The 16,697-nt window shown below is 74.3% G+C and carries 14 protein-coding genes; 7 read left to right on the top strand and 7 right to left on the bottom strand.

Translation table 11 applies throughout. The features are described 5' to 3' along the window. Positions 1 to 167: 167 nt before the first annotated feature. The 3 genes from uxaC (at position 168) to CTKZ_RS02265 (ending at position 3,560) form a co-directional block, all read left to right on the top strand. Positions 168 to 1,682 carry a glucuronate isomerase gene (gene uxaC, locus CTKZ_RS02275; protein ID WP_235843142.1) on the top strand — a complete coding sequence of 505 codons (1,515 nt, stop codon included), beginning with the start codon at positions 168 to 170 and terminating at the stop codon, positions 1,680 to 1,682. Beyond that, positions 1,679 to 2,317 carry a bifunctional 4-hydroxy-2-oxoglutarate aldolase/2-dehydro-3-deoxy-phosphogluconate aldolase gene (gene eda, locus CTKZ_RS02270; protein ID WP_124341417.1) on the top strand — a complete coding sequence of 213 codons (639 nt, stop codon included), beginning with the start codon at positions 1,679 to 1,681 and terminating at the stop codon, positions 2,315 to 2,317. The genes uxaC and eda overlap by 4 nt, the downstream gene beginning before the upstream one ends. Before the next feature lie 139 nt (positions 2,318 to 2,456). Further along, positions 2,457 to 3,560, top strand: coding sequence for a sugar kinase (locus CTKZ_RS02265; RefSeq protein WP_124341416.1), 1,104 nt, complete (start codon positions 2,457 to 2,459; stop codon positions 3,558 to 3,560). Positions 3,561 to 3,840: 280 nt separating this feature from the next. Here CTKZ_RS02265 and CTKZ_RS02260 read toward each other — a convergent pair whose 3' ends face one another. Next, complete coding sequence (locus CTKZ_RS02260; protein WP_235843141.1) at positions 3,841 to 5,517, bottom strand: UxaA family hydrolase; 1,677 nt, start codon at positions 5,515 to 5,517, stop codon at positions 3,841 to 3,843. Positions 5,518 to 5,656: 139 nt separating this feature from the next. On the opposite strand from CTKZ_RS02260, the gene CTKZ_RS02255 reads away from it, so the two are divergent. After that, the gene (locus tag CTKZ_RS02255) at positions 5,657 to 6,679 is read left to right on the top strand and encodes a LacI family DNA-binding transcriptional regulator (protein ID WP_124341415.1); all 1,023 of its coding nucleotides are present in this window, start codon (positions 5,657 to 5,659) and stop codon (positions 6,677 to 6,679) included. A 98-nt stretch (positions 6,680 to 6,777) separates the two neighbouring features. Here CTKZ_RS02255 and CTKZ_RS02250 read toward each other — a convergent pair whose 3' ends face one another. From CTKZ_RS02250 to CTKZ_RS02240, 3 genes are all read right to left on the bottom strand, one after another. Beyond that, positions 6,778 to 7,491, bottom strand: a complete 714-nt coding sequence (locus CTKZ_RS02250) for a FadR/GntR family transcriptional regulator (protein ID WP_124341414.1) — start codon at positions 7,489 to 7,491, stop codon at positions 6,778 to 6,780. A 43-nt stretch (positions 7,492 to 7,534) separates the two neighbouring features. Continuing rightward, positions 7,535 to 8,404 (bottom strand): amidohydrolase family protein, encoded by an 870-nt coding sequence (locus CTKZ_RS02245; protein WP_124341413.1) that lies wholly within the window; start codon positions 8,402 to 8,404, stop codon positions 7,535 to 7,537. A 188-nt stretch (positions 8,405 to 8,592) separates the two neighbouring features. After that, positions 8,593 to 10,398, bottom strand: a complete 1,806-nt coding sequence (locus CTKZ_RS02240) for a gamma-glutamyltransferase family protein (RefSeq protein WP_124341412.1) — start codon at positions 10,396 to 10,398, stop codon at positions 8,593 to 8,595. A gap of 186 nt (positions 10,399 to 10,584) precedes the next feature. Here CTKZ_RS02240 and CTKZ_RS02235 point away from each other — a divergent pair, with 186 nt between their 5' ends. Next, positions 10,585 to 11,619, top strand: a complete 1,035-nt coding sequence (locus tag CTKZ_RS02235; RefSeq protein WP_124341411.1) for a diguanylate cyclase domain-containing protein — start codon at positions 10,585 to 10,587, stop codon at positions 11,617 to 11,619. 123 nt (positions 11,620 to 11,742) lie between these two features. Here the strand turns inward: CTKZ_RS02235 and CTKZ_RS02230 are convergent, their stop codons facing one another. After that, entirely contained in the window at positions 11,743 to 12,207 is a 465-nt protein-coding gene (locus tag CTKZ_RS02230) for a tRNA (cytidine(34)-2'-O)-methyltransferase (protein ID WP_124341410.1), read from the bottom strand. 103 nt (positions 12,208 to 12,310) lie between these two features. On the opposite strand from CTKZ_RS02230, the gene mgrA reads away from it, so the two are divergent. Further along, positions 12,311 to 13,348, top strand: coding sequence for an L-glyceraldehyde 3-phosphate reductase (gene mgrA / locus CTKZ_RS02225; protein WP_124341409.1), 1,038 nt, complete (start codon positions 12,311 to 12,313; stop codon positions 13,346 to 13,348). Next, complete coding sequence (locus tag CTKZ_RS02220) at positions 13,345 to 14,088, top strand: alpha/beta fold hydrolase (protein WP_124341408.1); 744 nt, start codon at positions 13,345 to 13,347, stop codon at positions 14,086 to 14,088. Before mgrA ends, CTKZ_RS02220 begins: the two co-directional genes overlap by 4 nt. A gap of 253 nt (positions 14,089 to 14,341) precedes the next feature. Here the strand turns inward: CTKZ_RS02220 and CTKZ_RS02215 are convergent, their stop codons facing one another. Together CTKZ_RS02215 and CTKZ_RS02210 are read right to left on the bottom strand one after the other, a co-directional pair. Continuing rightward, positions 14,342 to 15,322, bottom strand: coding sequence for an acetylxylan esterase (locus CTKZ_RS02215; protein ID WP_124341407.1), 981 nt, complete (start codon positions 15,320 to 15,322; stop codon positions 14,342 to 14,344). A gap of 131 nt (positions 15,323 to 15,453) precedes the next feature. Next, complete coding sequence (locus CTKZ_RS02210; RefSeq protein ID WP_124341406.1) at positions 15,454 to 16,524, bottom strand: LacI family DNA-binding transcriptional regulator; 1,071 nt, start codon at positions 16,522 to 16,524, stop codon at positions 15,454 to 15,456. Positions 16,525 to 16,697 lie beyond the last annotated feature (173 nt).

The following is a 16,697-nucleotide window of genomic DNA, read 5'->3' as shown; positions in this document are numbered from 1 at the left end:
GAGTCGGTGCCGCAGCGATGAATGCGATTGCAGCACGTCCGCGACCCGCGCGACAACCCGTTCCCACGCTTCGAACAGATGTGCGGCAGAGGCTTGCGGATCGCGCGTCCACCTGCTTGGCTCGGCGATGAAACCGATTGCACGCCGTTCATGGCATCGCCTCGCCGATGCGCGACCGGCTCGACGAGGAGGTCGCACCGATGGTGCACGCCGACTGGACCCTTCACCCCGACCGCGCGCTGCCGAGCGACCCCGTCGTCCGTCCCATCGCGCGGACGATCGTCGACCAGACGCTGCGGCTGCCGATCGTCTCGATGCACGGCCATGTCGACGCCGGCCTCCTCGCGCGCGACGAGCCGTTCCCCGACCCCGCCGCGCTGCTCGTGGTCCCCGACCACTACCTCGTCCGCATGCTCGTCTCGCAGGGGGTCCCGCACGACGCGCTCGGCGTCCCCCGGCTCGACGGGCGTCCGGTCGAGACGGATCCTCGCGCCGTCTGGCGGACCTTCGCGTCGCACTGGCACCTGTTCCGCGGCACGCCCACGCGGTACTGGATGGAGCACGTGCTCGTGGACGTGCTCGGCGTGCGGGAGCGGCTCTCGGCCGACTCCGCCGACCGCGTCTACGACCACCTGGTGGAGCGGCTCTCGGACCCGGCCTACCGGCCGCGGGCGCTGTTCGAGCGGTTCGGGATCGAGATCCTGGCGACGACCGACCCCGCGACATCGACGCTGCCCGACCACGCCGCGCTCGCTGCCGAGGGCTGGGGCGAGAAGGTCGTGCCGACCTTCCGGCCCGACGCGCTCCTGCACGTCGCGCGCCCCGGCTGGCGTGCCGACGTCGAGCGGCTGGGCGCGGTGACGGGTACGAGCATCGGGAGCTACCGAGACCTGGTGTCGGCGCTCGAGGAGTGTCGCCGGGCCTTCGTCGCGGCGGGCGCGCGAGCCACCGACCACGGGCACCTGTCCGCCGACGCCGTGCCGCTCGACGACTCGGTCGCGGAGAGGATCGTCGCCGATGCGCTGCGGGGCCGGGTCGACGACCGGGACGCGGCGGCGTTCTCGGGTCACATGCTGTTCGAGATGGCGCGCATGTCCACCGAGGACGGGCTCGTCATGCAGCTCCATCCCGGCGTGCTGCGGGACCACGACCCGGCGGTGTTCGCCGCGCGAGGACCGGACGTCGGCTACGACATCCCCGTGCCGACCGAGTATGTGCACGCCCTGCGCCCGCTGCTCGAGTCGTTCGGGCACCACCCGAACCTGCGGCTCGTGCTGTTCACGGTCGACGAGGACACCTTCAGTCGTGAGCTGGCACCGCTGGCGGGCGTGTACCCCGCGGTCCGGCTGGGCGCGCCGTGGTGGTTCCTCGACACCCCCGACGGCATGCGTCGGTACCGGGAGGCCGTCACGGACACGGCCGGGCTCTACAACACGACCGGCTTCGTCGACGACACGCGCGCGTTCTGCTCGATCCCGGCGCGGCACGACCTCGCCCGCAGGATCGACGCCGGCTTCCTCGCGCGGCTGGTGGCCGAGCACCGGCTCGACCTCGACGAGGCGATCGAGTCCGCGGTCGACCTGGCCTACCGGATCCCGCGGGAGGCGTATGCTGCTCCGAAGACGGGAAACGCTTTCCCGCTGGAGCCGGCCCTGGCCACCGCTGCGAAGGAGCACGCGTGAGCGACACCGACATCCTCGACCGTCTCGGGGCGCACCGCCTCGTGCCCGTGGTCGTCCTGGACGACGCGGCGCACGCCGACCCGCTCGCGAAGGCGCTCGTGGCCGGCGGCCTGCCGGTCGCCGAGGTGACCTTCCGGACCGCCGCGGCTCCCGACGCGATCCGCGCGATGAGCGCTCGTGGCGACGTGCTCGTCGGCGCCGGGACCGTCCTCACCGTCGCGCAGGTCGACCAGGCGGTCGCCGCGGGCGCGCAGTTCGTCGTCTCGCCCGGGACGAGCCGCGCCGTCGTCGAGCGGTGCCAGGAGCACGGTGTGCTCGCGCTCCCCGGGGCCGTCACCGCGACCGAGGTCATGGCCGCGCTCGAGCTCGGCGTGGCGACCGTCAAGTTCTTCCCCGCCGGGTCGTCGGGCGGAGCCGCGGCCGTCGCCGCGCTCGCCGCCCCGTTCGGTGGCGTCGGCTTCGTGCCCACCGGCGGCATCGGCCCCGGCAACCTCGCCGAGTACCTCGCGCTGCCGAGCGTCCGCGCCGTCGGCGGCTCCTGGATGGTGCCGAAGGACCTCGTCAACGCGGGCGACCTCGACGGCATCCGTGCCCTGACCGCGGCAGCCGTCGCCCTCACGACGACGGGGTCGTGACACCCACCTCAGAGCCTGACTCACCCTCTCTCGTCCACCACCCGTCCTGACCGTCCGGCGCCCCGGTTCCTCACGGCCCGCAGGGCGACCGACTGACCGCCGTCCTCCGGGACCGCACGACAGCACGAGGAGCTGACCCATGTCCGACCTGGTGATCCGCCCGGCCGAGGAGACGCGCTACGACGCGGTGTCGCTCGGGGAGGTCATGCTGCGGCTCGACCCGGGCGAGAGTCGCATCCGCACGACGCGGTCGTTCCGCGTGTGGGAGGGCGGCGGTGAGTACAACGTCTCGCGCGGCCTGCGACGTGCCTTCGGGCTGCGGACGGCGATCGTCACGGCGCTCGCCGACAACGAGGTCGGCCGACTCGTCGAGGACTGCATCCTCACGGGCGGGCTGGACACGCAGTTCGTCAAGTGGGTCCCGTACGACGGAGTGGGGCGGGCCGTGCGCAACGGCCTCAACTTCACCGAGCGAGGCTTCGGCGTCCGCGGCGCCGTCGGCGTGAGCGACCGCGGCCACACCGCCGCCGCACAGCTGGCGCCCGGAGACATCGACTGGGAGCACCTGTTCGGTGACCTGGGCGTCCGCTGGTTCCACACCGGCGGGATCTTCGCGGCGCTCTCGGAGAGCGCTGCTGAGACCGTCATCGAGGCCGTCACGGTCGCGCGCAAGCACGGGACGGTCGTCTCGTACGACCTCAACTACCGGCCGAGCCTCTGGAAGGCGATCGGCGGCCAGGCCCGGGCGCAGGAGGTCAACCGCGCGATCGCCCCGTTCATCGACGTCATGATCGGCAACGAGGAGGACTTCACCGCCTCGCTCGGCTTCGAGGTCGAGGGCGTCGACGAGAACCTCAGCGAGCTCGAGATCGGGTCGTTCGCCGCGATGATCGACCGTGTCGCCGAGGCGTACCCGAACTTCAAGGTCATCGCGACCACCCTGCGGACGGTCCGCAGCGCGTCCGTCAACGACTGGGGCGCGCTGGCCTGGTCCCGCGAGACCGGTGTCGTCCGAGCGACCCACCGTGAGCGGCTCGAGATCCTCGACCGCGTCGGCGGCGGCGACTCGTTCGCGTCCGGGCTGGCGTACGGCCTCATCGCCGGCGAGGGGCTCGCAACGGCGGTCGAGTACGGCGCAGCGCACGGCGCGCTCGCGATGACGACGCCCGGCGACACGACGATGGTGACGAAGGCCGAGGTGCTCAAGCTCGCGGGCGGTGGCGGCGCCCGCGTCGACCGCTGACCGCGCCGGTCGCACCAGCCGCTGGCTGACCGCCGGCAGCCCAAGCCCCGCCCGGGTCGCGCCGGGCGGGGCGTCGTCGTGCGTGCGGGGACCGAGCGTTGCCTGTGACGCAGCGGGCGGTCAGGTGACTGCGCCGGCGGTCGGGTGATGGCACGGTCGGTCAGGTGACTGCGCCGATGGTCAGGTGAGGGCGCCGGCGGTCGTTTGATGGCACGGTCGGTCAGGTGACTGCGCCGATGGTCAGGTGGAGGCACCGACGGTCGGGTGATGGCACGGACGGTCAGGTGACGGCGCCGAGCTGCCACGGGACGAACTCGTCGGCGCCGAGGTCGAGCTCCTCCGAGACCGTCTGGCGGCCGGACGCGACCTCGATGATGAGGTCGAACAGCTCCTCGCCGACGGACGCGACGGTCGCCGTGCCGTCGACGATCCGCCCGGCGTTGAGGTCCATGTCCTCGCGCATCCGCAGGTAGGTCGCGGTGTTGGTCGCGACCTTGATGGACGGTGTCGGCTTGCAGCCGAGGACGGACCCGCGCCCCGTGGTGAAGACGACGACGGTCGCGCCGCCGGCGACGATGCCGGTCACGGACACCGGGTCGTAGCCGGGCGTGTCCATGAAGGTGAACCCGCGTGCACGGACGGGCTCGGCGTACTCGTACACGGCCGCGAGCTCCGCGGTGCCGCCCTTGGCGACGGCGCCGAGCGACTTCTCGAGGATCGTCGTGAGCCCGCCGGCCTTGTTGCCGGGCGACGGGTTGTTGTCGAGGGTGCCGCCGCCGGCTGCGGTGTACTGCTTCCACCAGTCGATGCGGTCGAGCAGCTTCTGACCGACGTCGCGGGACACGGCGCGTCGCAGCAGCAGGTGCTCGGCGCCGAACACCTCGGGCGTCTCGGCGAGGATCGACGTGCCGCCGCGCGCGACGAGCAGGTCGGACGCGTACCCGAGCGCGGGGTTGGCGGTGATGCCGGAGTACCCGTCGGAGCCGCCGCAGTTGAGGCCGAGCACGAGCTCGGACACGGGGGCGGGGGAGCGGCGCAGTGCGTCGATCGCCGGGAGCATCTCCTCGATCGCGGCGACGCCGGCGCGGACGGTTGCGCGGATGCCGCCGTTCTCCTGGATGACGAGGGTGCGCACCGGCTTGTCGGCGGGCAGGTCGAGGCCGTCGAGCAGTGACTGCGCGGGCAGCATCTCGCAGCCGAGGCCGAGGACGAGCAGGGCGGCGATGTTGGGGTGGTCGGCGTACCCGCGCAGGGTGCGTCGGGTGATCTGCGCACCCTCGGAGGTCGGGACGAGCCCGCAGCCGGTGTCGTGGGTGAGGGCGACGACCCCGTCGACGTGCGGGAACGCGTCGAGCGCGCGGCCGCGGAACTGGTCCGCGATGAGTCGCGCGGTGGACGCGGAGCAGTTCACGGAGGTGACGATGCCGACGTAGTTGCGGGTGCCCCAGCGCCCGTCAGCGCGGCGGTAGCCGTCGAACGTGCGCGGCTGCCCCTCGGGTGCCGCCAGGAGCACGCGCGCGGTGCCGAACTCGTACTCGCGGTCCTCGTCGTCCATGCCGAGGTTGTGCGTGTGCACGTGGTCGCCGACGGCGATGTCACGCGTCGCGCGTCCGATCGACTGCCCGTACTTCCGCACCTGCTCGCCGGCGGCGACGGGACGCAGTGCGAGCTTGTGCCCGCGCGGGACGCTCTGCCGGACGACCAGGACCCCACCGTTCGCGGAAGCGGGTGTTGCGTCGGTGTCGTCGACGCTCGCGTCGACACGGGGGAGCGCGGCCTCACCGAGAGGGTTCGCGGACGTCGCCTTCGGCGCGGGCGTGGCGTCGACGGTCGCGGGTAGGCCCGCGGGCGCGAGCGTGAGCACGGTGCCGTCCTGCAGGTCGCGCGTGGCGACGCCGACATGGTCGTCGGGCCGCAGCACGAGCACGGCGTCGGCCAGGGCGGTGGTGGCTGTCATCGTCGAGAGCCCCTTCGAGGAGGAAGACGCTCAGGATACCGCTTTCCCACCACGCCGAGCAGCCCGCTGATCAGCGTCGGCCCATCCCGTGCCGGACTGTGCCACCGCTGTGACACGGCGAGCCCCTACCCTTGCGACCATGGCGGGATCGGTGACTCTCAGCGACGTCGCGCGCGAGGCGGGCGTGTCGTTGGCGACCGCGTCGCGCGCCATCAACGGCAGCGCGAACCGCACGGTCCGCGCCGACCTCCGCGACCGCGTGCTCGCCGCGGCGGCCAAGCTGCGCTACACCCCCGACGCCAACGCGCAGGCGATGGCGCGCGGCCGCACGACGTCGCTCGGCCTCGTCGTCCACGACATCGCCGACCCCTACTTCTCCTCGATCGCGGCGGGCGTCACGCGTGCCGCGGACCGTGCCGGCCTGCAGGTCACGCTGGCGAGCACCCAGCACGACCCTAGCCGCGAGGCCGGACTGGTCGACCTGCTCAAGCGCCAGCGGGCGCGCGCGATCGTCATCGCGGGCGGTCGCCTCGACGACCCCGAGACGACGGGCGAGCTGCGCGACGCGCTGGCCGACTACCGCGCGGTCGGCGGTTCGGCGGCGGTCATCGGCCAGCCGGTGCTCGGCGTCGACGCGGTCGTCGTCGCGAACGCGCAGGGTGCGGCGGACCTGGCCCGCGCGCTGCACGAGCGCGGCTACCGGTCGTTCGCGGTGCTGGGCGGACCCGACGGGCACCTCACCGCCCGCGAGCGGCGCGAGGCGTTCGTCGCCGCGCTCGCGGAGCTCGGCGTCGAGGTCCCGGCAGAGTCGGTCATCGCGAGCGCCTTCACGCACGAGGGTGGCGAGGACGCGATGCGCGCGCTGCTCCGCGCGGGTGACCTGCCCGAGGTCGTGTTCGCGGTCAACGACGTCATGGCGCTCGGCGCGCTCGCGGCGGCGCGGGACGCGGGCGTCGAGGTCCCGCGCGACGTGGCGCTGGCCGGTTTTGACGACATCTCGACCCTGCGTGACGTGGTCCCGCCGCTGACGACGGTCCGCATCCCGCTCGTCGACATCGGCATCGCCGCGACCGAGCTCGCGCTCGCCGAGCCGTCGGACGAGCCGCGCCTCACGCACGTCCCGACCCAGGTCGTCCTGCGCGACTCGACGCCCGCCCGCTGACCGTCGGGCTGCGACGAGGCGCTCGCTCGCGGCGGTGACCGTCGACGATCGACGTGTTCGCCGCCCGGTGATCGGCGAACGACGCGCCCGTCGACGCGTCAGCGGGCGTTGACGGGCTCGGCCACGGAGTCTGCGGTCGCGACGTCGGACCCCGTGAGCGCGTCCTCGAGGCTCAGCAGGTGCGTGGCCATGCGCAGCCGTGCGCGGTCGGGGTCGCGCGCGACGATCGCCGCGAGGATCGCCTCGTGCTCGACGAAGGTGCGGTCCTCGAGCCCGTCGTCGTGCGGGGAACGGCGACGCCGGGAGGTGCGGCCGGCGATGCCGTCGATGAGCGCGGCGAGCACGGAGTTGCCGGACGCGCTGGCGATCACGGCGTGGAAGGCGACGTCGGCGGCGGCGAGCCGGTCGTGGTCGAGGGGGTCGGCGGACAGGGCGCGCGCGGACTCGTCGAGCGCGGCGCGCGCGAGCTGCACGTCCTCGTCGTCGATGTGCAGGGCGGCAAGACCGGCGGCCTCGGTCTCGAGGAGGCGGCGGACGGCGTGGAACTCGGCGTCGTGCTGGAGGTCGGCGACGAACGAGACGGGCGCGAGCAGGCGGGCCGGGTCGAGCGTCGTGACGTAGGTGCCGTCGCCGTGCCGGGAGTCGAGGATCCCGAGGGTGCCGAGCGCGCGGACGCCCTCCCGCAGGGAGCCGCGGGAGACGCCGAGCGTGCCGGCGAGCTCCTTCTCCGCGGGCAGGCGGTCACCCGGCCCGAGCAGGCCGTCCAGGATCATCTGCTTGATGCCGTCGACGACATCCTCGGATCGGGACACGTCTGCAGTATTCCGTGTGGCGCGCCGTCGCGGGCCCGGTCGGTCAGAGGTCGTCCAGCGGGAGGCCGTAGACGCGGTTGGCCGTCCCGCCGAGGACCAGGTCGCGTGCGTCGTCGGGCAGCTGGTCGATGGTGCTGCGCAGCCCGTGCCAGACGCGCCCGTAGGAGTCGCCGTCGGCGAGGGCGTACGGCCAGTCGGAGCCGAGCATGAGCCGGTCGGGTCCGAACAGGTCGAGCGCGCGGTCGACGGCGGGCTGCAGGTGCTCGGGCGTCCAGCCGGGTCCGGCGGCGGCGCCGAGGCCGGAGAGCTTGGCGACGACGTTGGGGAGCTGGGCGACGGCGCCGAGCATCGCGGACCAGTGGGTCCATGCGTCGCGCTCGCCGTGGCGCAGCGCGGCGAGCGGCGGTGCGCCGAGGTGCTGGACGACGAACGTGAGCTTGGGGTGGTTCTCGGCGAGCGTCGCGACGTGGCCGAGCAGGGTCGGCGTGTACGCGGGCAGGTCGAGCGTGAGGCGGCGCTCGGCGAGCAGGCCGAGGGACTCGTCGACGGCCGGCTGGAGCAGCCACGCGGGGTCGGGCTCCTCGTGGACACGGTGCCCGACGCCGACGACGGGCTCCATGCGCCACGCGTCGAGCTGTGCGGCGGCGTCCTCGGGCTGGGTGAGCGGCACCCACGCGACGACCCCGGCGACGCGGGGGCACGAGAGAGCCTGGAAGAGCATGAGCTCGGAGTCCGCCCGGTTGTCCGCGGCCTGCACGAGCACGACCTTCCCGACGCCTTCGTCGGCCAGGTCGCACTCGACGTCCGGGACCCGGAAGGGGCGCTCGACGGCGGCGACATCCCCGGTCATCCAGGGGTAGTGGACGGCGTCGGGGTTCCACACCTGGAGATGAGCATCCACGACATCGTGCATGGCTCGGACGCTAGCAGTGGTCCGACCTCTTGCCTCCGTACGCATGAAGATCCTCATGCAACCCTCATCAACCAGCCGTACCGCCGGGTAGACATCGGACGACTTGCGCAACGTGCCCACAGCCGGCGCACAGCGAGGCGGCTCGACCGCGCCAGACGTCGGACCTCCTCCGCACCCGAGGACGCGCGTCAGCGCCCGACCGCGTACCCCTGCATGCCGCGCGGGTTGGCGGCCGCGACGAGGAAACCGTCCGCGCGCACGCCCGCGGCGCTGATCCGGCCGAGCGACCACGGCCCGGCGTCCTGCACGGCGTGCCCGCGGTCGGCGAGCGCGGCGAGGACCTCGGCACCGAGCCGCGACTCGGCGACGAGCCCGCGGGCGACGTGCGTGCGCGGGTAGAACGACTCGGGGACGTGCGACGAGTGCCAGGACGGGGCGTCGATCGCGGCCTGCAGGTCGAGCCCGCCGAGCAGGTGCCGCAGCAGGAACGGCACGGTCCACTGGTCCTGCTGGTCCCCGCCCGGGGTGCCGAACGCGAAGCCGGTGCCGTCGTCGTCGAGGACGAGTCCCGGGCTGAGGGTCGTGCGCGGGCGACGCCCCGGCGCGAGCGAGCCCGGCAGGCCCGGCGTGAGCCAGAACATCTGCGCGCGCGTCGGCAGCGGGAAGCCCAGGCCGGGCACGATCGGGCTCGACTGCAGCCAGCCGCCCGACGGCGTCGCGGACACGCGGTTGCCCCACCGGTCGACGACGTCGACGTGGCAGGTGTCGCCCGTGGTGACGCCGCTCGTCGAGACCGTCGGCTCGCCGACGCCCGCGACGGCGGCGGGCCGCTCGATCCGCTGCAGGACGTGTGACAGCACCGGGTCGCGGTCGTCGGGCCGCCCGGGACGCAAGCCGTCCGCAGCGTCCGGCCCGACGAGCCGTGCCCGGTCCGCCGCGTACGCCGCCGACAGGAGCGTCCCGAGCGGGACGTCGGGCGCGTCCCCGTACCAGGCCTCGCGGTCGGCGAACGCGAGCTTCGCGACCTCGACGACGGTGTGCACGAGCTCCGTCACGGCCCCCGACGGCGCCGCCTCGCCGGACGCGGCGCGGACGAGCGGCCCCACGTCGAGCGCGTCGAGCATCGCGAGCTGCTGGAGCAGGACCGGCCCCTGCCCCCACGCGGCTGTCTTGTGCACCGTCCGGCCGGCGAACCGCAGGGTCGTCGTCGGCTCCTCGGTCGGTCGCCAGGCCGCCAGGTCGGACGCGGTGAGGAATCCCGTGTGCGCGCGGCCCGACGAGTCCCGCACGGGCGTCCCGGTGACGAACGCGTCGACGGCCTCGGCGACGAACCCCTCGTAGAACGCGCGTCGCCCCGCCTCGATCTGCGCCTCGCGGTCGGGCCCCGCGGAGCGCGCCTCGGCGACGATGCGGTCGAAGGTGTCGGCGAGCGACGGGTTGCGGAACCGCGCGCCAGCCCCCGGCAGCGCGCCGCCCGGCAGGTAGACCGCGGCGGACGTCGGCCAGTGCTCGGCGAACAGGTCCCGCACCGTCTCGACGGTCCGGGCGGCCGTCGGCAGCAGCGGGAAGCCGTCGCGCGCGTACCCGGCCGCGGGGGCGAGCACGTCCTCGAGCGTCATGGTCCCGTAGCGCGCGAGCAGGTCGAGCCAGGCGCCGAACGCGCCGGGGACGACGGCCGCGAGGTGGCCCGTGCCGGGTACGAGGTCGAGGCCGAGGTCGCGGTAGGCGTCGATCGTCGCGCCCGCGGGTGCGGTGCCCTGGCCGCAGACGACGAACGTGTGCCCGTCGGACGCGCGGTGCCCGATGATCGGCGCGTCGCCGCCCGGCCCGCACAGGTGCGGCTCGACGACGCTCACGACGAACCCGGCGGCGACGGCCGCGTCGAACGCGTTCCCGCCCGCCTCGAGCACGCGCATCCCGACGCCGCTCGCGAGCCAGTGCGTCGACGCGACCATGCCGAAGGTCCCGGTGAGCTCGGGGCGCGTGGTGAACATCGACCGATCGTCTCCCACGCGCGACGTCGCCGCCGCACCGGGACGACGCCGCTGCGCCTCGCGTCGCCCCGATCGGCGCAGCGCACCGACCGGCGGGATGAACCCTCACCGAGCCCGCGGCGAACGGTCCGTGAACTTCGGACGACCTGTCCGTTCTGCCCGCTGACCTGCGAGAATGATGCCCGGGTGGACGACGACCTGACGCTTCTCGCCGACCGGCTCCAGCACGCCCTCGGTGACTACCGGACCACCGCCGCCGCGACCGTGAAGGAGCTCGCGCGTGCCGTCGACGTGGTCGACGCCGACATGCCGATCGCGCGCCTCGAGGTCCTCTTCCGCTCGCCGCACGTCACGACCGTCGCGGTCCGCGACCCCGCCGACCCCGCCCGCATCGGGCTCGTCACGCGCACCCGGTTCACCGCCGCGATGACCGGCCGCCTCGGCTTCGGGCGCGCCGTGCACGCACGCCGCGAGACCGGCGAGATCGCCGACTGGGCACCGCTCGTCGCGCCGCCGTCCGCGCCCGTCTCCGAGGTCGCGGTCCGCGCGATGGAGCGGCACGACGAGCGCCGGTACGACGACGTGATCGTCGCGGGCGACGTGTGGGCGGTCGCGAGCACGTCCGACCTCGTGCACGCCCTGTCGACGCTGCTCGCGGTCCGGTCGCTGCACGACTCGCTGACCGGGCTCGAGCACCGCGCGATGCTCCAGCACCGGCTCGCGGAACGGTGCGCCGACCTGCACGGCACCGCGGGCCGTGTCGTCCTCGTGCTGCTCGACGTGCGGGGCTTCCGGCACCTCAACGCGACCCGCGGGTTCGCCTTCGCGGACGTCGTCCTCGCCGCCCTCAGCGCCCGGCTGCGCGGGATCGCACCCGTCCGGTCCGACGCGGCCCGCGTGGGCGGCGACGAGCTCGCGCTCGCGGCGACGCTCCACGCGCGCGACGAGCAGCACGCCGCGCAGGTCGCCGAGGGGCTGCGGCAGCAGCTCGTCGAACGGCTGGCCGTGCCGGCGTCAGGCATCGAGGCGGCGGACTGGCCGTCCCTGCATGCGGTCGTCGTCTGGTCGGAGCCCGGCGGCGGGACGCCCGACGAGCTGCTGCGGCTCGCGCAGCGCCGGCTCGGCGAGGCGAAGGACCGCTGGCGGCTGCGCGCGTCAGGGCTGCCGGAGGTCCGGTCGCTGCTCGGGGGTGACGAGCTCGTCGAGGTCGTCGACCTCTGACGTCGGTGCGCCGCCCGGGAGCGGCCCGACGCGCACCGGCCGACGCCGCGCGTCCGGCGACGACGCCCGGACGTCGCCGGCGCACGGACGTCGGCGGGCCTCCGGGCCCCGCCTGCCCTCGCGTCAGGCGCCGCCCGGGAAGCCGAGCTGGCGCCACGCCTCGTAGGTGGCGACGGCAGCCGCGTTCGACAGGTTCATCGAGCGACGGCCGGGCAGCATCGGGATGCGGAGCTGGGCGTCGACGCGGTCGTGCGCGAGCACGTCGGCGGGCAGCCCGGTCGGCTCCGGGCCGAACAGCAGCGCGTCGCCGTCGCGGTAGGTCACGTCGGCGAAGGACGTCGTCGCCTGCGTCGTGAAGGCGAGCACCCGGGCGTCCGGCAGGGCGTCGAGCAGGGCGGAGAAGGTGGCGTGCACGATGACGTGCGCGAGGTCGTGGTAGTCGAGACCGGCCCGCTTGAGCCGTGCCTCGGACAGGTCGAACCCGAGCGGCTCGACCAGGTGGAGCGTCGCGCCCGTGCCCGCGGCCATGCGGATCGCGTTGCCGGTGTTCCCGGGGATGCGGGGCTCGAAGAACACGACGTGCAGCACGCGCCGATCCTAGGCGGCGGCCCGGTCGGAACGATTCGGCCGAGCGGCGCGCGGCGGGCTAGCGTGGCGACGCACGCTCCCACCGCCGAGAGGACGCCCCGCGATGCCCACCGAGCCCGTCTACCGCGCCGCGGACGAGCGCTACGACGCCATGACCTACCGTCGCACCGGGCACAGCGGCCTCGACCTGCCCGCGCTGTCCCTGGGCCTGTGGCACAACTTCGGTGACACGACCCCGCTCGAGACGCAGCGGGCCGTCCTGCGCCGCGCGTTCGACCTGGGCATCACGCACGTCGACCTCGCCAACAACTACGGGCCGCCGTACGGCTCGGCCGAGGCGAACTTCGGCCGGGTCCTGCAGCGCGACCTCAAGCCGTACCGCGACGAGCTCGTCATCTCCTCCAAGGCCGGCTACGACATGTGGCCGGGCCCGTACGGCGACGGCGGCTCGCGCAAGTACCTGCTCGCGTCGCTCGACCAGTCGCTCGCGCGGCTCGGGCTCGACTACGTCGACGTCTTCTACTCGCACCGCCCTGACCCGAGCGTCCCGATCGAGGAGACGATGGGTGCGCTGCACACCGCGGTGACCAGCGGCAAGGCGCTGTACGCGGGCATCTCCAACTACTCGCCGTCGCAGACGCGCACCGCGCAGCGCGTGCTCGCCGACCTGGGTACGCCGCTGCTCATCCACCAGCCGTCGTACTCGATGTTCAACCGGCACGTCGAGTACGTCGCCGACGGGGAGTCGGAGTCGCTGCTCGACGTCGTCGGGGACCTCGGGATCGGCACGATCGTCTTCTCGCCGCTCGCGCAGGGCCTGCTGACCGGCCGCTACCTGTCCGGCGACGTGCCGTCCGACTCGCGCGCCGCCGTCGGGCACTTCCTCAAGCCGTCCGCGCTGTCCGAGACGTACCTGGCGCGCGCCCGGGCGCTGAACGACATCGCCGCCGGGCGCGGTCAGTCGCTCGCGCAGCTCGCGCTCACCTGGGTGCTGCGGGACCCGCGCATCACGTCCGCGCTCGTCGGCGCGTCGTCCGTCGCGCAGCTCGAGGACAACGTCGCCGCGCTGTCCGCACCCCCGCTGACCGACGACGAGATCGCCGCGATCGAGCCCCACGCCGTCGACGGCACCGGCCGGTGAGTGCGCCGCTCGTCCTGCTGCACGGGCTCTCGGACTCCGGCGACTGCTGGCCGGGCGTCGTCGCCCACGTCGGCGACCGGCGCGTCCTGACGCCGACCGCGCTCGGGCACGGCGGCCGGCCGCTGCCCGACGTCGTCGCGATCAGCGCCCTGGGCGCGGACGTCGTCGCGACGCTGCGGTCCGAGCTCGGCACCGAGCGGGCCGTCGTCGTGGGGCACTCGATGGGCGGGCTGATCGCGCAGGAGGTCGCGCTCACGGCACCGGACCTCGTCGCAGCCGTCGTGCTCGTCGACCCCGCGTGGACCGCGGGCGACGTCCCGCCCGAGTGGCTCGCCGACGCGGTCGCCGCGCGGCACACGCCCGTCGAGGAGCTCGTCGCGCAGTCGCGCCGCGACGACCCGGCCTGGCCCGAGGACGAGCGCGCTCCCTGGGCGGCGGCCCGCTCGGGCCTGCACCCCCAGCTGGCCGCGGTGCCGCACCGGTGGGCCGAGCGCGACTGGCCCGCGTCCGTCGGCGAGATCACGGCGACCGGCATCCCGGTCACGCTCGTCACGGGCGACCCGGACCGCACGATCGTCGGCCCGGCGCTCGTCGCACGCGCCCTCGCGGCCGTCGCCGACGCGGGCCCCGACGCCGCGCGCCTGACGATCGTCAACCTGCCGGGGACGGGCCACAGCGTCCACCGCGACGCCCGCCCGGCGTTCCTCCGCACCCTGGACACGGTCCTCGCGTCGTCCTGACGCCGGACCACGCGCCGCCCGCGCCCGGGCCGGACGACAGTCCTGTGTCCTCGAACGCGCCATCACGTGCGTCTGAGGCACCTCACACGTCCGTGATGGCGCGTTCGAGGTGCGCCTGAAGCCGTCCCGTCGCCGTTTCACGGGGCGAGCACGACATCAGGGGCCCGCCGGGGTTCGACGGTCCTGGTGGTCGACCGCGGTTCTGGCCGTCGTCGTCCTGACGGTCCTCGCGGGTCCGGACGGCGTCGGACCGTCAGAGGTGGGTCGCGAACCAAGTCAGGATGCGGCGGTGGTGGACCGCGTCGCCGTTCTCGTGGTGGTTGAACGGGTAGACGGCGATGTCGCGCGGCACCGACGGGTCGCCGTCGGCCCACGCGTTGAACGCGGCGAAGGCGGTGGACGGCGGGCACACGGTGTCGCGCAGGCCGGTGCCGAACAGCGCGGCGGCCCGGGCGCGACGGGCGAGGTGCACGCCGTCGAGGTAGGACAGCGTGCGCAGCACCGACTCCTCGGCGCCGCGGTGCACGGCCAGGTAGCGCACGATCTCGGCGTACGGCTCGGTGTCGACCAGCCCGATCGCCCGCTGCACGTGGCACAGGAACGGGGCGCTCGCGGCGACGGCGGTCAGGTCCGGGACGAGCCCGGCGACGGCGATCGCGATGCCGCCGCCCTGGCTGTTGCCGAGCGCCGCGACGCGCGACGCGTCGACCCCGGGCAGCGTGCGCACGGCGTCGACCGCCCGCACGGCGTCGGTGTAGAGCCGCCGGTAGTAGGCGGTGTGCGGTGAGCGGATGCCGCGCGTGACGAACCCCGGTGCCGCGGGGTCGGACCCGACCGGGTCGGGTGTGGAGCCCCCGTTGCCGTACTGGCCGCCCTGGCCGCGCGAGTCCATGAGCAGGTGCGCGTACCCGGCGTTGGCCCAGGTCAGCCGCTCGATCGGCTCGCCGCGACCGCGCCCGTACCCGAGGTACTCGACGACCGCCGGGAGGTCGCCGTCGACGCCCGCGGGCCGCGTGTACCAGGCGCGCACGGGGTGGCCGCCGAAGCCGGGGAACGTGACGTCCCAGGTGTCGACGAGCGTGAGCCCCGTGTCGACGCGCGTCGCGGTGACGGGCGTGTCGTGCGTGCGGGCCTCGGCGAGGGTCGCCGACCAGAAGGCGTCGAGGTCGTCGGGCTCGGCGATGTCGGGACGGTAGGTGCGGAGCTCGGCGAGCGGGAGGTCGAACAGGGCCACGGCGGTCCTCCGGTTCGGGTCGCGTCGTCGCGACGGGTCGTCGGGCGTGGTGGTCGGTGCGGGACGGCGGCCGACGCGCGACCGCCGCGGTCGTCGGTGCGCGCGGGAAGGACGGGCGGACCCGTGGGGCGTCAGACGGCGACGGGCGGCGGGGCGGTGCTCTCGCGCACGACGAGCTCGGTGGCGAGGTCGATGCGCTGGTTGGTGGGCGTCTCGCCACGGGCCAGCGCGAGCACGAGGCGGGTCGCGGTCGCGGCCATCTCGTGCAGCGGCTGGTGGACGGTCGTCAGGGCGGGGCCGAGCCACTCGGTCACGGGCAGGTCGTCGAACCCGACGATCGAGACGTCCTCGGGGACGCGCAGGCCGAGCTCGCGCGCGGCGCGCATGACGCCGAGCGCCTGGAAGTCGGACCCGGCGAAGATCGCGGTGGGGCGGTCGGGGCGGGACAGGAGCTCGAGCCCGTGCCGGTAGCCGCCGTTGACGAAGAAGTCGCCGTAGCGGATGAGCGCGGGGTCGGTCGCGATGCCGGCCTCGTCGAGCGCGGACCGGTAGCCGTCGATGCGGGCGCGCGAGCACAGCACGTCGACGGGTCCGGAGATGACGGCGACGCGGCGGTGGCCGAGGCCGAGCAGGTGGCGCGTCGCGGCGAGGCCGCCAGCCCAGTTGGCGGAGCCGACGACGGGGACGCCGGGCGGCTGCTCGCCGGCGGTGTCGACGACGACGAACGGGATGGACCGGGTCTCGAGCTGGCGACGTTGCGCGGGGTCGAGGTCGGACAGCACGAGGATGACGCCGCGCGGGCGGCGTGCGAGCACGTCGTCGAGCCACTCCTGCCGCGGGCGGTGCGCGCCGCCGAGCTCGGAGAGCACCACGCCGACGCGTGCGGGCCCGGCGACCTCCTCGACGCCCTTGATGATCTGGGTGGCCCACGCGGAGTCGAGCTCGTGGAAGACGAGGTCGATGAGGCCGGGGCCGGTCGAGGTGCGGCCGCGGCGACGCCGGTACTGGTACCGGTCGATGACCTCCTCGACGCGGGCGCGCGTGACGGCGGCGACGTCGGTGCGGCCGTTGAGGACCTTCGACACGGTCGGGACCGACACGCCGGCCTCGGCGGCGATGAGCGCGATGGTGGCGGTGCCTCCCGCGGGGGAGGCAGGGGCGTCGACGCCCTCGGCCGGCCCTGCGGCATCCGTGCTGGTCATCCTCGCAACCTTCCCGCGAACCGCAAGTATCGCGTCCGAACGTAGCACCGCGAACGGCGCATTCCGACGGCCTCGGGGGAGCCGGACGGGTGAAGCGCGAGAGTCCTGGCAAGTTTTGGCAAACGATTGACACGCGTTGTCGGGAGTGTCTAGTTTCCGAGGCGTTGACCTTT

It is taken from the genome of Cellulomonas algicola (assembly GCF_003851725.1).
GTDB lineage: Bacteria > Actinomycetota > Actinomycetes > Actinomycetales > Cellulomonadaceae > Cellulomonas > Cellulomonas algicola.
Note: the sequence above shows the minus strand (reverse complement) of the source record. Positions and strands in the feature narration are given on the sequence as shown.

Coding starts and splice junctions, on each gene's coding strand:
- CTKZ_RS02265 (WP_124341416.1), top strand. CDS start 2,457: ATGTCCGACCTGGTGATCCGCCCGGCCGAGGAGACGCGCTACGACGCG.
- mgrA (WP_124341409.1), top strand. CDS start 12,311: ATGCCCACCGAGCCCGTCTACCGCGCCGCGGACGAGCGCTACGACGCC.
- CTKZ_RS02255 (WP_124341415.1), top strand. CDS start 5,657: ATGGCGGGATCGGTGACTCTCAGCGACGTCGCGCGCGAGGCGGGCGTG.
- CTKZ_RS02245 (WP_124341413.1), bottom strand. CDS start 8,404: ATGCACGATGTCGTGGATGCTCATCTCCAGGTGTGGAACCCCGACGCC.
- CTKZ_RS02210 (WP_124341406.1), bottom strand. CDS start 16,524: ATGACCAGCACGGATGCCGCAGGGCCGGCCGAGGGCGTCGACGCCCCT.
- uxaC (WP_235843142.1), top strand. CDS start 168: ATGCGCGACCGGCTCGACGAGGAGGTCGCACCGATGGTGCACGCCGAC.
- CTKZ_RS02240 (WP_124341412.1), bottom strand. CDS start 10,398: ATGTTCACCACGCGCCCCGAGCTCACCGGGACCTTCGGCATGGTCGCG.
- CTKZ_RS02260 (WP_235843141.1), bottom strand. CDS start 5,517: ATGACAGCCACCACCGCCCTGGCCGACGCCGTGCTCGTGCTGCGGCCC.